The organism is Oceanobacillus aidingensis (genome assembly GCF_042654105.1).
Lineage (GTDB): Bacteria > Bacillota > Bacilli > Bacillales > Amphibacillaceae > Oceanobacillus > Oceanobacillus oncorhynchi.
In genome coordinates, this window is the sequence record NZ_JBHSFT010000050.1 from 118,952 (window position 1) to 135,772 (window position 16,821).

The following is a 16,821-nucleotide window of genomic DNA, read 5'->3' on the forward strand; positions in this document are numbered from 1 at the left end:
GTTTTTAAAATACGGAATTATTAAAGTTCAAAATTTACAGAAGAAGTGGTAGGATAAAGTTAGACTGCCAACAGTGTGCGGAATGTACATCCGCCGCTCAGTGTAAAAGACGAACACATCATTTTTACTGAAAGAGGTGAAGAAATGACTTTACGTGAAGATGCCAGACATTTATATTTGCAGGTAATGGATAAAATAAAAGCAGGTATTGAAGCTGGAACGTATAAAGAGGAAGAAAAATTGCCGTCAGAGTATGAGCTTTCCAAACATTTAGGGATTTCCCGGGCAACGTTGAGAGAGGCGTTAAGAATGCTGGAAGAGGATAATATTGTTACGCGCAGACATGGCGTCGGCACGTTTGTAAATTCAAAGCCGCTGTTTCAAGCAGGCATTGAGGAGCTTAACAGTGTGACACAAATGATCAAACAATCGGGAAAGAAGCCGGGAACACAATATATCAGTACAGAGGTATTAGATGCTGCTGAACAAGAGCAGCGTGATTTCAATTTACCTGATCTAGAATTTGTAACGACCATTGAAAGAATCCGCACTGCTGATGACGCTCCGGTTGTCTTTTGTATAGATACGGCACCGTCGTCCTATCTGTCTTTAGAAAAACTATGGGAGAAGGCATCTATATTCAGTACGATTGAAGAAGCTTCCAATAAGCAAATCGCTTATGCAGTAGCGGATATTGAGCCAATTACATATCATGAACGCATCTATAGTATTTTGCAGTGTACACCGGATGAATCACTTCTTTTATTAAAACAGATGCATTATACAAATGAAGATGAAGCTGTTTTATATTCGATGAATTATTTTCGGGCAGATATGTTTCGTTTTCAGGTTGTCCGGAGAAGGGTATGATATATAAAGCAAATATTTCAGGCTTTCTTTCGATATAATGGTTTATAAAGGAGAGAAAAGCGTAAAATAGAAATAGATCGTAAAGAATGGAGGATAACTATGAGCGTGAAGGAAATCAAACAGGTGGAAAATGATATAAACTTTCATATGCTTCCCAATAAAAAGCATAAAACAATTACTTTTGCAGTTAAGTTCCGTGCCCCATTGGAAAGGAAAACTATCACGAAACGGGCACTGCTTCCCTATATCTTGAAACAAGGTACGGCCTCTTTTCCAACGCGTAAAGAATTGCAGGAAGAGCTAGCTGAATTGTACGGCGCAGTATTATCTATTGGCGGTGCTAAAAAAGGAGAAAACCACATTATAACGTTCTATTTGGAAGTGCCGAATGAAAAATTCCTTCCAGACAGCAGTTCTCTGATTGAACGGGCGATTCAATTGCTGCATGAAATTGTTTATAAACCGAATCAGGAAGGACAGGGATTCTCTCCGCAGGTATTTGACAGGGAAAAAGGGATTCTTCGTCAAAATATACATTCCATCAAAGACGATAAGGCAAGTTATGCGAACATTCGCTTAGTAGATGAAATGTGTGACGGAGAGCCGTATAGTATTCATGCGCAAGGTTATGAAAAGGATCTTTCTTCCCTTTCTAATCAAGAACTGTTTACGTATTATGAAACTATCCGCGACGAAGAAGTGATGGATATTTATGTGAGCGGTGACTTTGAAGCGGATCAAATGCTGCAGCTCTTAACCGGTCAATTTAAACGAACGCTCAAGAAAAAGGAAAGCACGCCTTTTAACCAGGAAGCTTCAAAGCGGTCAACTGATGAGAAAGAGCTGATTGAAGAAGATCAGATTCAGCAGGCAAAATTAAATATCGGTTATCGGACGAATATTCTTTACCGGGATGAAAAATATCCGGCGTTGCAGGTTTTTAACGGTATGTTTGGCGGTTTTCCAAGCTCTAAATTATTTATCAATGTAAGAGAGAAAAACAGCCTGGCTTATTATGCTGTCTCTCGCGTAGAGAGTCATAAAGGGTTATTATTTGTGATGAGCGGGATAGCGCCGGAGGACTATGAGAAAGCACTTGCGATTATCCGTGAACAGAAGGAAGCAATGCAGAATGGTGATTTTACAGAAGAAGAATTAGAAGAAACGAAATTGCTTATTATTAATCAATTAAAAGAAACCTTAGACCATGCGCAGGGCATGATTGAATTTATGTATCAGCAAGAGGTGGGACATAAAGAAATGCCGGTGGATGAGCTTTTTGAGGGCATCCGGCAGGTAACCAAAGAGCAGGTTATTGAAGTAGCGAATCAAGTGCAGGAAGCTATGGTTTACTTATTAACAAGCGAAGGAGGGGCGGGTCATGAATAAGCGGTATTTTGAAACAGTTGACGAAACCCTATATGAAAAAAAACTGGATAACGGACTGCAGGTTTGTCTGTTGCCAAAGCCGGAGCTGACAAAGACATATGGAGTTTTTATGACAAATTACGGCTCGATCGACCAAAGCTTTGTTCCTATAGGTCAGACGGAAGCAATCACTGTACCGGATGGAATCGCTCATTTCTTAGAGCATAAATTGTTTGAAAAAGAAGATCGCGACGTTTTTACAGACTTTACCAAGCAGGCGGCTTCTCCAAATGCATTTACCTCTTTTACCGAGACAGCTTATTTATTTTCTGCAACGAGCAATATTGAGAAAAATGTTTTAACATTGATTGATTTTGTACAGGATCCGTATTTCTCAGAGCAATCGGTAGAAAAGGAAAAGGGGATTATCGCCCAGGAAATCAATATGTACGATGACCAGCCTGATTGGCGCCTGTTTATGGGAACGAATAAAGCATTATTCCATAACCATCCTGTCAATATTGATATTGCCGGGACGGTAGATTCTATTTACACGATTACAAAGGATGATTTGTATACCTGTTATCATACATTTTATCATCCGGAAAATATGATTTTATTTGTCACGGGGAATTTTGATCCAGAGCAGATGATGCAATTGATTTTAGAGAACCAGGAGAAAAAATCATTTGACAAGTTAGAGGAGATTCAGCGGGAATTTCCGGAAGAGCCTGATTACGTGAAAGAAAAGAATTTACAAATTAATATGCCGGTGTCTATCCCGAAATGCGCTGTCGGTATCAAAGAGCCTAACCAGCAGCTACAGGGAGAGGATTATTTAAAACGTGATTTATTAACAGATATGGTGCTCGATTATTTCTTTTCAACCGGCGGGGAATTTTATCAAAAACTATATGAGGAAGATATCATTGATAACAGCTTCTTTTTTGAAAGTAATCTGCAAACCTCCTTTGGTTATGTTTCCATCGGATCCAATACGAACCAGCCTGACGTATTCTCTGCACGGGTACAAGAAATGCTATTATCAACCAGAGAGATGGAAATTAGTGAAGCTGCCTTTGAACGTATGAAAAAGAAAAAAATGGGGCAGCTGCTCCGTGCGATGAATTCGTTGGAGTTTATTGCTAATCAATTTGCTACATTATCGTTTAAAGACGTGAATTTACTTGATATCGTGCCATTCATCCAAAAACTGACTGTCCAGGATATCAATGACTTTTTAAATACATGGATTGAAGAAGACCGTCTGGCAACCTGTACGATTCAAAAGCAGACGGTGGAAAAATGAAGGGGAATATCCTCTTAATCGGAGCAAGCGGAGATATCGGTTCTGCTGCTGCCAAAAAACTGATGAGTGATGGATATCACCTTATCCTGCATTATCATTCCAATCAGGCCTCAGTAGAAGCATTGATGGAAGTCGATAAACAACATGCTGTTTTAGCTGCTTATCAGGCAAATTTAGCAAATGAAGCAGAGGTGAATGCGTTTATCGAAGAAATATCCTTTGCGGTGGATGGGATTGTTTTCGCCGGCGGTCATGCTCATTATGGGCTGTTTCAGGATATGAAGCCGAAAGAAATGGATGATTTACTACAGGTTCATGTGAAATCACCGTGGCTGATTACCCACCATTTTTTACCGGATATGATTCGCCAGAAACGGGGCGCTATTTTATTTGTGACAAGTATGTGGGGAGACCATGGGGCAAGCAACGAAGTGGTTTACTCCAGCGTAAAAGGCGCTCAAAATATATTTGTAAAAGCTTTGGCGAAAGAAGTGGCGTTATCAAATGTTCGTGTAAACGCAGTAAGTCCCGGTTTTATTGATACGAAAATGAACCATAACCTATCTGCGGAAGAGACACATGCTTTTATTGACGAGATCCCTGCTAATCGTGCCGGACGACCGGAAGAGGTTGCTAATGCAATCAGTTATTTACTCAGTGAGGAATCCAGTTATATCCAGGGAGAAATTATCCGCATTAATGGCGGATTATAAGAACAAATGGACATGTATAAATTCCTCATTTCCTCAAATACTAAAGATGCTTAAGGCGAGTTACAGAGCATGCTGTTTAAAAGCCCGTATCAGGCGGGGTTATAGTAATGCTTTAGGCTGAAAGGCTTTATCTTTGGCAGCAGAGTAACCAGCAGGCAGATGGAGGAATCCTTCATTTGCACAAGAATACGTTTGAGGAGGCATGGCCAAATGTCAGTATTAGATAACTTTGATTCATGGAAAGGCTTTTTAAAAGGACGTTTGCAGCAAGCTGAGGAAAATGGTATCAACCATGATACGTTAACAAATTTAGCAGCTGAAGTCGGTGATTACCTCGCAGAAAGTGTAGATGCAAAAACACCGGAAGAAGAGGTATTGAAGGAGCTGTGGAGCACAGCTTCTGAAGAAGAGCAGCAAGCTCTTGCCAGCGCGATGATTAAACTTGTCCAAAAGCATGATTAAAATGATGAATAATAAGAAGAGGAGCTGTATAGGATTATCTATATAGCTTCTTTTTGTGTATCCTTTGAGAAATGGATTTCATTTGTGCCAAAAAGTATTTCGATGCAGTAAAAAAACATCATTCATTTTTTTATTGTGAAAAAACGTTAAAGAAAACGGAGTAAGCCAAACCTGTAAAGGCGTAGGATTTTCTACGTCAGGGATGGGACTACGATTACCAATGTTGTCAGGTTAGTGAATTTTATTAATTTTGATACAGATAGTTATAAAACCATGATGCTTATACTTTTTTCCTTGAATTCATTATATTTTCTCAAAGTGCAAAAAATGAATGGAGAAAAAGGGATTAGTAGTTTAGGAAATATAGAAAAAATGGTATATTATAATAGAAGGTTCATCTATTTTTCGATATGATAGTACATAGTATGACATAATAAGTTGCCTGACCAGAAAAAACTACTTCTAAAAGGAGCTTACAATGGATAGAACACAGTGGTATCTAGAATATGAAAATTTAAAAAATCGTCCGGGATTATTAGGTGAAATCTCCTCTCTGCTTGGAATGCTTTCGATAAATATTATTATGATCAATGGGGTTGAAAATTCCCGGAGAGCCATGCTTATCCTGTCTAAATATGATGAAAATATAACAAGACTTAAATATATTTTAGAAACAATGGATGCAATAAAAGTACATAAGCTTCGTAAGCCTAAACTGCGGGATAAAATTACCGTCCGGCACGGAAAATTTATTCATCACGATAATGAAGACCGTAAAACAATCCGTTTTGTGCGAAATGAGCTTGGACTTTTAGTTGATTTTATGGCTGAATTATTTAAAGTGGAAGGGCATAAGCTTATTGGGATAAGAGGGATGCCCAGAGTAGGAAAAACGGAGTCCGTCGTTGCAGCAAGCGTCAGTGCAAACAAAAGGTGGTTGTTTGTATCCAGCACCATGATTAAACAAACAGTACGCAAAAATTTAATTGAAGGAGAATACGATTCGGACAATATCTACATTATTGACGGCATTGTCTCTAAAAGAAAAATGAACGAAGAAGAGCATTGGCAGCTTATCAGAGAGATTATGCAGCTGCCGACCGTTAAAGTAATTGAGCATCCAGATATATTCGTTCAATCTACAGAATACAGCATGCAAGATTTTGATTACATTATTGAGCTGAGAACACATGAAGATCAAGAAATCACTTATGAGACAGTAGAAAATGAGGATTTGCGACAAGACGGATTCTCGATGTTTTAAAAAGAAAAGCGTAGAGCGCCCGTTTAAAAACGTAGAGATTGGAGCGGCACAACTGAGATAAAGGAATCACGGTGAGGTGACGAACCGATGATGACTTTCACCCGCGGGGCATAAGTGCGACTATCGCTCTGTCTGCGCCTGCCGGCTTGCCAATCACTAAGTCTTCTTTATCGTAGGGCGTGACGTGAAATCTCTAAAGTTTGGCGCTCGGAGCTAGACAGTTATATCTCTAGCTTGAGATTAAATTTACGGAATAAGTTATACTCTCTTAGTTTAATTAAAAAGGTGGAAGGTGTTTTAAATGGATGTTGGTGAAAAGCTGAAAGAGGCACGGCTGGCGAAGGATATTTCTTTGGACAGCCTGCAGGAAAAAACAAAAATTCAAAAAAGATACTTGGTTGCCATTGAAGAAGGCAACTTTGATATTCTTCCGGGAAAGTTCTACACACGTGCATTTATTAAAGAATATGCGACAGCAGTAGGAATTAATCCGGATGAAATCATGACCGATCATAAAGAGGAGCTTCCTGCTACAGAAGAAGAGAATGTACAATACAGCAGGATACAGCGAACGAGAAAAGAAAGCAGATCAGATAAAGAATCACGTTCCTCGTCTATTATTCCAACGGTAACTGTGGTTTTATTGATTATCGCTATTATCGCGGTAGCTATCTTTTTCATCCGTCAGAGCTCTTCTCCGAGTGACGGGGAACCAGTTGAGGAAGAAAACAGCAACGATGGCGGCATGATTATTGATGATTCCGGTGAGGGAGACGGTAATGACGCTGCGGATGATAATGCAGATGACAGTGAAGGTGGAACGGAAGATGAATCGGCAGAAGAGGAGGAGACAGAAGAAAATGAAGAAGTCTCCGTAGAGGTCGTTGAAGAAGGAACAGGTAATTCTCCAACTTCTGAACTTGAAGTCACTGGTGCTGGTGAAGAAGCTACATTAATTTTGGAATCTGCAGATGATGAACAGAACAGCTGGCTGGAAATAACCGGAACAGATGATGAATCTTTATTTAGCGGGAATTTTGATGCAGAAGCATCTCCTGTAGAAATTGATTTAGCTGATGAAGAATCGATTTCGTTGAACATAGGTAATTCATCAGCAGTGACGATTTCTATCGATGGAACAGATATCGAGTATCCGACTTCTGCTATCCATCAGCGCATCAATTTACAGATGAACAATGAATGATTGGAGTAAAAGTAAACCCTCCTTTTATATAGGAGGGTTTACTTCTTGCCCATTGGGAAATTATAAAATAAATGCATCCTTCGATAGGGCTAATAATTCTGGTATTGGTCTTTAAGAAGGATGTCAACGCAGCTAACATGTTAAACAACAAAGTATAGGAAAGCTGCGCAGCAAGTTTTTGATGGAGGGTGTAAAATGAATTTACCAAATAAGTTAACTTTTTCTCGTATTTTAATGATACCTCTTTTTATTATATTGATGAGTGTTCCGTTTCCATGGGGAAGCTGGGATATTGGAAATGCAGAATTGCCTGTTGCCCACTTTGCGGCGGCCTTGATTTTTATCATTGCAGCCTGCACAGATTGGGTGGATGGCTACTATGCAAGGAAGTATAACTTAGTTACTAATTTAGGGAAGTTTATGGATCCTTTAGCGGATAAACTTCTTGTTTCGGCGGCTCTCATTTTGTTAATAGAAATTGAACTGGCTCCGGCTTGGGTAGTTATTATTATTATCAGCAGAGAGTTTGCTGTTACGGGATTAAGACTCGTTGCAGCAGGCGAGGGAACCGTAATGGCTGCCGGCAGCATGGGCAAATTAAAAACAGCAACACAAATGATTGCAATTGCTGCTTTGTTATTGCATAACTTTCCATTTTCTTATATGAATTTTCCATTTGGTACAATTATGTTATATCTATCCTTAGTATTCACCATCATTTCAGGGGTGGACTACTTTGTTAAAAACTGGAGTATAATGAGGGATTCGAAATGACAAAAAATTATCAAGCAGAAATCGTTGCAGTAGGGACAGAGTTATTGCTTGGACAAATAGCGAATACAAATGCACAGTGGCTGTCGGAGCAGCTGGCTACGTATGGAATAAATGTTTATAACCATACTGTGGTGGGAGATAATTTAGATCGTGTTGAACAGGCATTTCGTCTGGCGCAGTCACGTTCAGATATTGTAATTGTTACTGGCGGGCTGGGACCGACGGAAGATGACCTGACACGGGAAGGCTTTGAACAATTAACAGGCCTTGAAATTATAGAAGATAAAACAACAATGGAAAAGATAGAAAGCTATTATAAAGAGCGAAACCGCACGATGACACCGAATAATCGGAAGCAGGCCCGTGTTTTCAAAGGTGCCACTGTATTAAAAAATAATGCAGGGATGGCTCCGGGAATGTATATCGACTATCAGGATACGCATTGGTTCTTTCTGCCGGGCGTTCCTCGGGAAATGAAGCAAATTTCTTCAGAAGAGCTATTTCCATTTCTGGAAAACTTAACGGGTAAACAGCAGGTTATTCAATCTACTGTGTTGAAATTTATCGGCATCGGCGAATCCAATCTGGAGCATGAATTAACAGATATGATTCATGAACAGACAAATCCGACGATTGCTCCGCTGGCACAAGACCAAGGAGTGGTTATCCGGGTTACTGCGAGTGCTGCATCGAAGGCTGAGGCACAAAAACTGGTTGCAGATAAAAAACAAGAAATTTTAGCGCGTATTGGAGCATACTGCTTTGGTGAGGATGAGCAGACGATTGAGAATAAAGTAATGGAGCTGTTGGCAGAAAAAGGAAAAACATTAGCTGCCGCAGAAAGTTTAACAGGCGGATTATTCTCTAGCAATCTTGTATCGGCGGCTGGAGCATCGAATGTCTTTGCCGGCAGTCTGGTAACGTATCAGACAGCAGCAAAAGAAGCTTTATTGGGCTTGACGCCGGAATGGATTTCGGAATATGGGGTCGTAAGCAAGGAATGTGCCGAAGCAATGGCAGAGCAGGCTGCCACGAAATTAAATACACCTACCGCTATTTCCTTCACCGGAGTCGCTGGTCCGGAAACGCAGGAAGAAAAGCCGGTCGGACAAGTTTATATTGCCATTTACGATGAGGGGAAAATAGTGGAATCAAGTTCTATTCTTTTATCAGGCAACCGTAATAATATTCGTGAAAGAGCTGCTTTAAAAGGGTTTGAATTATTATATCAATATTTGAAATAAAAGTTTAAAAAAGGAAGTTTTAATAATTAACCCTTACCTGACTTAGAGATTTCCTTTTTTAATACGTTTTTACAAGTGATTTTAAATTTTAAGGCAAATTCTGTCTTGAAAATATAAGAACATTTATTCGTCTTTTTGCTTGTTAAATTGATGAAATCATTGTATGATGGATACAGATAGATAAAGGAGGAATTTTCGGTGAGTGATAAACAACAAGCTTTAGATATGGCTTTAAGACAAATAGAGAAGCAATTTGGTAAAGGTTCCATTATGAAAATGGGAGAGAATGAAATACCGAAGATTGCTACGATTCCAAGCGGATCGCTGGCTTTGGATGTATCCCTTGGAATTGGTGGATATCCAAAAGGAAGAGTAGTAGAAATATATGGTCCGGAATCTTCCGGTAAAACAACAGTAGCGCTCCATGCTATTGCAGAGGCGCAAAAACAGGGCGGGCAGGCTGCTTTTATTGATGCAGAGCATGCACTTGATCCTGTTTATGCAAGAGCGCTTGGTGTGAATATTGATGAGCTTTTATTATCACAGCCAGATACAGGGGAACAGGCTTTAGAAATTGCTGAAGCACTTGTACGAAGCGGCGCAGTAGATATTGTTGTCGTCGATTCTGTAGCAGCACTTGTACCGAAGGCAGAGATTGAAGGGGAAATGGGAGATTCTCATGTCGGCTTGCAGGCCCGGTTAATGTCACAGGCACTCCGTAAGCTTTCAGGAGCAATCAATAAATCGAAAACAACAGCTATCTTCATCAATCAGATTCGTGAAAAAGTAGGCGTGATGTTCGGGAATCCGGAAACAACTCCCGGCGGCCGTGCGTTAAAATTCTATTCCTCTGTGAGACTGGAAGTGCGCCGTGCTGAAACCCTTAAAATCGGCAATGACGCTGTAGGGAATAAAGCCCGTATTAAGGTTGTAAAAAACAAAGTAGCGCCTCCATTTAAGCAGGCAGAAGTAGATATTATGTATGGCAAGGGCATTTCAAAAGAAGGGGAAGTTCTGGATATTGGTTCAGACCTTGATATCGTACAAAAAAGCGGTGCCTGGTATTCTTATAATGGAGAACGGTTAGGTCAGGGCAGAGAAAATGCAAAACAATACCTGAAAGAAAATGAAGAAGTATTTGAAGAAATCAGCAAGACCATCCGTGATCACTATGAACTGGACAAAGAGCCGGAACAAAGTGAAGAAAAATCAAAAGAAGAGCAAGAAAGTCTGGACCTTTAATATAAACTAAAAAACCATAGTCAGTGCTATGGTTTTTTAGTATCTTCTAAAATACATATTCAGTATGTACGCAGATGATTTATCAAGATTTCCAATATATTATAATTTATATCGGGAGTTCCTTGACATTCAAGCTTGTGAGAATTAATATTAATAGTGTATAATTTTATAATTTGTATTATGAAATTACCTTTATTTTATGCATTTGAAAATGTGATATGCCGACAAATACGCAATTTACAATTTTATAGGCAATAGGAGGTGAAGTTATGAACACTGTGATTATTATCATCTCCATTTTGCTTGCTCTAGTCGTCGTATTTGTTGTTGGTTATCTGGTACGTAAATCTATTGCAGAAGCTAAAATTTCTAGTGCGGAAACCTTAGCGAAACAAATTATGGAAGAAGCACGCAGAAATGCAGATACTGCTAAGAAAGAGGCGCTTCTAGAAGCAAAAGATGAGAATCATCAGCTTCGGAGCCAAGCCGAAGATGAGATTCGTGAGCGTCGTATGGAAGCTCAGAAGCAAGAAAATCGTCTGATGCAAAAAGAAGAAAATCTGGACAGAAAAGGTGAAACATTAGACAAACGTGAGGTTCTGCTCGAACAGAAAGAACAAACTCTTGTGGAACAACAACAACAAATGGAAGAAATGAAAAGCAAAGTGGAAGCTATGAAAGACGAGCAGCAAGCTGAGCTTGAGCGCATTTCAGGATATACAACCGAGCAGGCGAGACAAGTTATTTTAGAGCGCATCGAAAAAGAAGTACAGCATGAATCAGCAGTCATGATTAAAGAAGCTGAAAATCGTGCGAATGAGGAAGCTGATAAGAAAGCAAAAAATATCTTATCGCTTGCACTGCAAAGATGCGCAGCTGACCACGTTGCTGAAACTACGGTTTCTGTTGTGAATTTGCCGAATGATGAGATGAAAGGCCGTATTATTGGACGGGAAGGCCGAAATATCCGTACCTTAGAAACATTGACAGGAATTGATTTAATTATTGATGATACACCTGAAGCGGTTATTCTATCCGGTTTTGACCCAATACGGCGTGAAATCGCACGAATGGCGTTAGAAAGACTTGTACAAGATGGCAGAATCCACCCTGCGCGTATTGAGGAAATGGTTGAAAAATCGAGACGTGATGTTGACGAATATATACGTGAAGTGGGCGAGGAGACAACATTTGAAGTTGGTATCCACGGATTACATCCGGATCTTGTGAAGATTCTAGGTCGTTTAAAATATCGTACAAGCTACGGTCAAAATGTCTTGAAGCACTCAATGGAAGTTGCTTACTTGTCAGGACTGCTGGCAGCGGAATTAGGAGAAGATATAAATCTTGCTAAAAGAGCTGGTCTGCTGCATGATATCGGAAAAGCGATTGATCATGAAGTAGAAGGCAGTCATGTTGAAATTGGTAAAGAATTAGCAATGAAATACAAAGAACCAGAAGTGGTTATTAATTCAATTGCTTCCCACCATGGAGATGAGGAGGCAACCTCTGTTATAGCTGTATTAGTTGCAGCTGCAGATGCACTTTCTGCCGCCAGACCGGGAGCTCGAAGCGAAACCCTTGAGAATTATATCAAGCGTTTAGAAAAATTAGAAGAGATATCTGAGTCGTTTGAAGGCGTAGAGAAGTCATTTGCCATCCAAGCCGGTCGTGAAATTCGTATCATGGTTCGTCCTGATGATATTGATGACATGGAATCAGCGAGAATTGCACGTGATATCAGAAAACGTATTGAAGGGGAGCTCGACTACCCTGGACATATTAAGATTACGGTTATTCGGGAAACAAGAGCAGTTGAATACGCAAAATAAAGCAAGGGCGGCAGATGTCGCCTTTGTTTTTTTATTGACTTAGAATAGCAAAAAAAGCGTTATGTCACAAAACAAATCAGGGAAAGATACAAACGAGTACAGTGAATGCTTGGCCTGTTGTCTTTCATAGCGGCTGAGATAACATAATGATATCGTTTATATGGAAAGAAGAGAGGTAGAAAAAATGAAAATTTTATTTATTGGTGATGTGGTAGGTTCTCCAGGAAGAGATATGGTCGCAGAGTATTTGCCTAAATTAAAAGAAAAATATAAGCCAAGTGTAACTATTATTAATGGAGAAAATGCTGCTGCAGGAAAGGGTATTACGGAAAAGATTTACAAGCAATTTTTACAAGCTGGAGCACAAGTAATTACAATGGGAAATCATACGTGGGATAAAAAAGAAATTTTTGAGTTTATCGATCAGGCTCCTGCGCTGATTCGTCCAGCGAATTTTCCAGAGAATAATCCGGGGAAAGGAATTGCCTATACAAACATTAACGGGAAAGAAGTTGCTGTGATTAATTTACAGGGAAGAACCTTCCTTCCGCCAATTGATGATCCCTTTGATAAAGCAGATCAATTAGTAGAGGAAGCGAAGAAAAGAACCAATACGATTTTTGTAGACTTTCATGGTGAAGCAACAAGTGAGAAACAAGCAATCGGCTGGTATCTGGACGGAAGAGTAACGGCCGTTGTCGGGACGCATACGCATACGCAAACTGCAGACGAAAGAATATTGCCCAGAGGTACTGCATATATATCTGATGTGGGGATGACAGGACCGTATGATGCGATATTAGGTGTGGAGAAAGAATCTGTTATTAAAAGATTCCAAACTTCCCTTCCAGTACGTTTTGAAATTGAAAAAAAGGGAAGAACACAACTAAATGGAGTATTCATTAGTACGGACGATTCGACGGGGAAAGCAGCAAAGATTGAACGGATCCTTATTAATGATGATCATCCTTTCTTTGCATAGTATTTGCCCGTGATGCAGTCGAACAAGGTATACATCTCCAGAAGAAATAGTAGCAATAAAAGTATAAATAGCACATGAGGAGGTACTAGTGATGGAAGTTTTAAAAGTTTCAGCAAAATCAAATCCAAACTCAGTGGCAGGGGCTTTGGCAAATGTACTTAGGGAACGAGGTACGGCTGAAATTCAGGCAATCGGTGCGGGAGCGCTGAACCAATCCGTCAAAGCAGTTGCTATAGCTCGCGGTTTTGTAGCACCAAGCGGAGTCGATTTAATCTGTATACCGGCATTTACAGATATACTAATTGATAATGAGGAACGGACAGCGATTAAGTTAATTATTGAGCCGAGGTAATGAATATTTCAAAGGGTTGTCGTTCCAAAAGAAAAACAGGCAGCCCGGATTGGATAGGGGCATGCCCTTCTCAAATTAACGGGTGATTTAGGACTTATTCCTTTATGAAGCAGAAAAATCTCTTTTTTCCTACGTGAAAAAAGAGATTTTTTATATGTTTCAGGCGTTGAGTATTGTACAATTATTATGTAGGCTTTATACTGTAAGTTAGTGCATCAATACATATGAATCGATGAAAGAAAGGGGATCAACCTGATGAACGAAGAACAGCGAAAACAACAGGCCCAGATTCGTAACGAAGAAGCTAATATAGAACGAATTAAAAATACATCCAGCGAAGAGTTCATTGCTAAATATTTTCAAATGGAGTATGAGCCGCAATCTCCAGATATAAAGAAAGCAAGAAAGCGTCGCAAGGAGGATATTCAATTTCATTATGATTTCTCCATCCCGGAGGATATGCAGCGAATTGGCGAGGGCAAAAAATTTCTGATCCGCACCTATGGCTGCCAAATGAATGAGCATGATACAGAGGTGATGGCCGGTATTTTGTCTGAAATGGGCTATGAATCGACCAATGTAACAGAAGAGGCCGATATTATATTGCTTAACACGTGTGCCATTCGTGAAAATGCGGAAAATAAAGTATTCGGTGAAATTGGCCATTTAAAACCATTAAAATTAGAAAACCCGGATCTTATTATCGGTGTCTGCGGCTGTATGTCACAAGAAGAATCCGTAGTTAACCGGATTTTGAAAAAACACCAGCATATCGATCTAATATTTGGGACCCATAATATCCACCGTCTGCCGCACCTTGTTAAAGAAGCGTTATTCGGAAAAGAAATGATTGTTGAAGTGTGGTCTAAAGAAGGCGATATAATTGAGAATCTGCCGAAAGTACGTAAAGGAAAGACCAAAGCATGGGTAAATATCATGTATGGCTGTGACAAGTTCTGTACGTACTGTATTGTCCCTATGACCCGCGGGAAAGAGCGCAGCCGCCGTCCAAAGGATATTATTCAGGAAGTCCGCCACCTCGTCGCACAGGGCTATAAGGAAGTCACTCTTCTTGGACAAAATGTGAATGCATATGGAAAGGACTTTGAAGATATCGAATACGGTTTGGGCGATTTAATGGATGATATTCATAAGATTGATATTCCGCGTGTCCGCTTTACAACTTCCCATCCGCGTGACTTTGATGACCGTCTGATTGAAGTGCTGGCTCAGGGCGGGAATCTTCTGGATCATATTCATTTGCCGGTTCAATCCGGAAGCAGTGAAATACTGAAGAAAATGAATCGGAAATATACACGGGAAGATTATTTAGAGTTAGTTAGAAAAATCCGTGAAGCCATGCCGCATGCCACATTGACTACAGACATCATTGTAGGCTTCCCGAACGAAACAGAAGAGCAGTTTGAAGAAACAATGACATTAGTGGAAGAAGTAGGCTTTGAAGCAGCTTATACATTTATTTATTCACCTCGTGAAGGGACACCGGCTGCAAGGAAAAAGGATGATGTACCTGAAGAAGTAAAAAAACAGCGCTTATATCGTTTAAATGAACTTGTTAATAAACAATCAGCAGCTTCCATGAAATCTTATCAGGGTGAAGTTGTCAAGGTGCTTGTCGAAGGGGAAAGCAAGAAAGATCCAGATGTTCTTGCCGGCTATACAGAAAGAAATAAATTAGTAAACTTTAAAGGACCAAAATCCGCGATTGGCCAAATTGTAGAAGTAGAAATTACAGAAACGAAAACCTGGTCATTGAATGGTATTATGGTAGAAAATAGAGTTGAGGTGGAATAAGATGGCGATGTATGAACGTAAAGAAGTACTTGATGAAGCCAGAAAGTTAGCGGCAATGCTATCGAACACAGAAGAAATCGAGCGTTTTAAGCAAGTAGAAGCTAAATTAAATGAAAATAAAAAAGTCCAAAGCTTGATTAAGAAAATTAAGACGCTGCAAAAACAGGCAGTTAATTTTCAAGCATATGATAAGAAGGAAGCTTTACAGCGTATCGAGCAGGAAATTGACAGATTGCAAAATGAAATTGATGAAATTCCGGTAGTTCAGGAATTTAAAGAGACACAAATCGTGGTCAATGATGTTTTACAGCTGGTTTCCAAAACAATCTCCCGTACGGTTACAAATGATATTATTGAATCAACAGGCGGCGATGTGCTTAAAGGCGAAACCGGCTCCCAAACACAGAATAGTTCCAGCTGTGCGCACTAAACTGAGGATTGTTTAATAAAATAAATAAACAGACGAAGCCGGGCAGTGAGCTGTCCGGCTTTTTGTTACCTCGCAGCGTGTTTCAAGTTGTCAATAAGCAATTTTTGGGCATCCGATGATAGCCCATTTTTTCAAAATAAAAACCTTTCAAGCTCTCCTTCGCGCCTGCTTTTCTTTTTTCTTGGCAATAGTTATGCACTTTAGGTATTTGCCGTGCATAAAATGACTATGAAAAAAGAGGAGGTAAAATATATCATGACTTTTCTTGATAAAGAATATAGAGAAATCATTACGAAAGCAGTATGTGGTAAAGGCAGAAAATTCACAAAAGATACCCATACAATAACTCCAAGCCATCGACCGACAAGTATTCTTGGGTGCTGGGTGATCAATCATTTATACCACGCGAAGAAGAAGTCTGAGGATACTGTCATTATCAGTGGCAGTTATGATATTAATGTATGGTATTCTTACAATGATAATACGAAAACAGAGGTTATCACAGAAAGGGTGGAATACACAGATGTAGTTCCGTTATCTGTTAAGGACGATAATTGTATCAATGATGAATACGATATTATCGCAAAGGTACTTCAGCAGCCTAATTGTTTAGAGTGCATGATTTCAGATAAGGGCGGCAGTATTACCGTCGATATTGAACGTGAATTTGTCGTTCAAATTATTGGCGAAACCAAAATCTGTGTAAAAGTAAAACCTAACTGGAAGAGCGATGACGAAGAAGATGATTTTATGTGGGACTATGAAATGACTGATGATGAGGCAGAGGATATCAGACCGGACTTTATCCATCACAAACACAAAGATTAACATGAAACGAGGGTAGCCATACTCTCGTTTTCTTTTACACCCTAAGGAAATGATAAAAACGAAGCATTCCTTTCTTTTTTAGTGAATGTTTCGTTTTTCTAAGAACAGGATAGGACAAGAATCGGGGAGATT

General features: G+C 39.7%; 16 protein-coding genes. All 16 read left to right on the top strand.

The window, feature by feature from the left end:
* Positions 1–144 precede the first annotated feature (144 nt).
* The 16 genes from ACFO3P_RS21535 (at position 145) to ACFO3P_RS21610 (ending at position 16,689) form a co-directional block, all read left to right on the top strand.
* Complete coding sequence (locus ACFO3P_RS21535; protein WP_042534938.1) at positions 145–870, top strand: GntR family transcriptional regulator; 726 nt, start codon at positions 145–147, stop codon at positions 868–870.
* Between the two features lie 99 nt (positions 871–969).
* Positions 970–2,259, top strand: coding sequence for an EF-P 5-aminopentanol modification-associated protein YfmF (yfmF, locus tag ACFO3P_RS21540; RefSeq protein ID WP_193064663.1), 1,290 nt, complete (start codon positions 970–972; stop codon positions 2,257–2,259).
* Positions 2,252–3,547: an EF-P 5-aminopentanol modification-associated protein YfmH gene (gene yfmH / locus ACFO3P_RS21545; protein WP_042534933.1), complete on the top strand. Its 1,296-nt coding sequence runs from the start codon at positions 2,252–2,254 to the stop codon at positions 3,545–3,547. The genes yfmF and yfmH overlap by 8 nt, the downstream gene beginning before the upstream one ends.
* Complete coding sequence (gene ymfI, locus ACFO3P_RS21550; RefSeq protein WP_042534931.1) at positions 3,544–4,260, top strand: elongation factor P 5-aminopentanone reductase; 717 nt, start codon at positions 3,544–3,546, stop codon at positions 4,258–4,260. Before yfmH ends, ymfI begins: the two co-directional genes overlap by 4 nt.
* A gap of 210 nt (positions 4,261–4,470) precedes the next feature.
* Positions 4,471–4,722, top strand: coding sequence for a DUF3243 domain-containing protein (locus ACFO3P_RS21555; protein WP_042534929.1), 252 nt, complete (start codon positions 4,471–4,473; stop codon positions 4,720–4,722).
* A 478-nt stretch (positions 4,723–5,200) separates the two neighbouring features.
* Positions 5,201–5,986: a DUF3388 domain-containing protein gene (locus ACFO3P_RS21560; RefSeq protein WP_193064664.1), complete on the top strand. Its 786-nt coding sequence runs from the start codon at positions 5,201–5,203 to the stop codon at positions 5,984–5,986.
* 301 nt (positions 5,987–6,287) lie between these two features.
* Complete coding sequence (locus tag ACFO3P_RS21565) at positions 6,288–7,190, top strand: helix-turn-helix domain-containing protein (RefSeq protein ID WP_193064665.1); 903 nt, start codon at positions 6,288–6,290, stop codon at positions 7,188–7,190.
* Positions 7,191–7,385: 195 nt separating this feature from the next.
* On the top strand, positions 7,386–7,964 hold the full coding sequence (gene pgsA / locus ACFO3P_RS21570) for a CDP-diacylglycerol--glycerol-3-phosphate 3-phosphatidyltransferase (RefSeq protein ID WP_042534923.1): 579 nt from the start codon (positions 7,386–7,388) through the stop codon (positions 7,962–7,964).
* The gene (locus ACFO3P_RS21575; RefSeq protein WP_042534921.1) at positions 7,961–9,208 is read left to right on the top strand and encodes a competence/damage-inducible protein A; all 1,248 of its coding nucleotides are present in this window, start codon (positions 7,961–7,963) and stop codon (positions 9,206–9,208) included. The genes pgsA and ACFO3P_RS21575 overlap by 4 nt, the downstream gene beginning before the upstream one ends.
* A gap of 198 nt (positions 9,209–9,406) precedes the next feature.
* Positions 9,407–10,450: a recombinase RecA gene (gene recA / locus ACFO3P_RS21580; RefSeq protein ID WP_042534919.1), complete on the top strand. Its 1,044-nt coding sequence runs from the start codon at positions 9,407–9,409 to the stop codon at positions 10,448–10,450.
* Between the two features lie 269 nt (positions 10,451–10,719).
* Complete coding sequence (rny, locus tag ACFO3P_RS21585; protein WP_042534917.1) at positions 10,720–12,282, top strand: ribonuclease Y; 1,563 nt, start codon at positions 10,720–10,722, stop codon at positions 12,280–12,282.
* A gap of 184 nt (positions 12,283–12,466) precedes the next feature.
* Positions 12,467–13,264: a TIGR00282 family metallophosphoesterase gene (locus ACFO3P_RS21590; RefSeq protein ID WP_042534914.1), complete on the top strand. Its 798-nt coding sequence runs from the start codon at positions 12,467–12,469 to the stop codon at positions 13,262–13,264.
* A 91-nt stretch (positions 13,265–13,355) separates the two neighbouring features.
* Entirely contained in the window at positions 13,356–13,616 is a 261-nt protein-coding gene (locus ACFO3P_RS21595) for a stage V sporulation protein S (RefSeq protein ID WP_042534912.1), read from the top strand.
* 255 nt (positions 13,617–13,871) lie between these two features.
* A complete protein-coding gene (miaB, locus tag ACFO3P_RS21600) occupies positions 13,872–15,431 on the top strand; it encodes a tRNA (N6-isopentenyl adenosine(37)-C2)-methylthiotransferase MiaB (protein ID WP_042534909.1) in 1,560 nt (519 codons plus the stop codon).
* A 1-nt stretch (position 15,432) separates the two neighbouring features.
* Positions 15,433–15,861, top strand: a complete 429-nt coding sequence (locus ACFO3P_RS21605; protein WP_042534907.1) for a YlbF/YmcA family competence regulator — start codon at positions 15,433–15,435, stop codon at positions 15,859–15,861.
* A gap of 255 nt (positions 15,862–16,116) precedes the next feature.
* Positions 16,117–16,689: an outer spore coat protein CotE gene (locus ACFO3P_RS21610; protein WP_042534905.1), complete on the top strand. Its 573-nt coding sequence runs from the start codon at positions 16,117–16,119 to the stop codon at positions 16,687–16,689.
* Positions 16,690–16,821 lie beyond the last annotated feature (132 nt).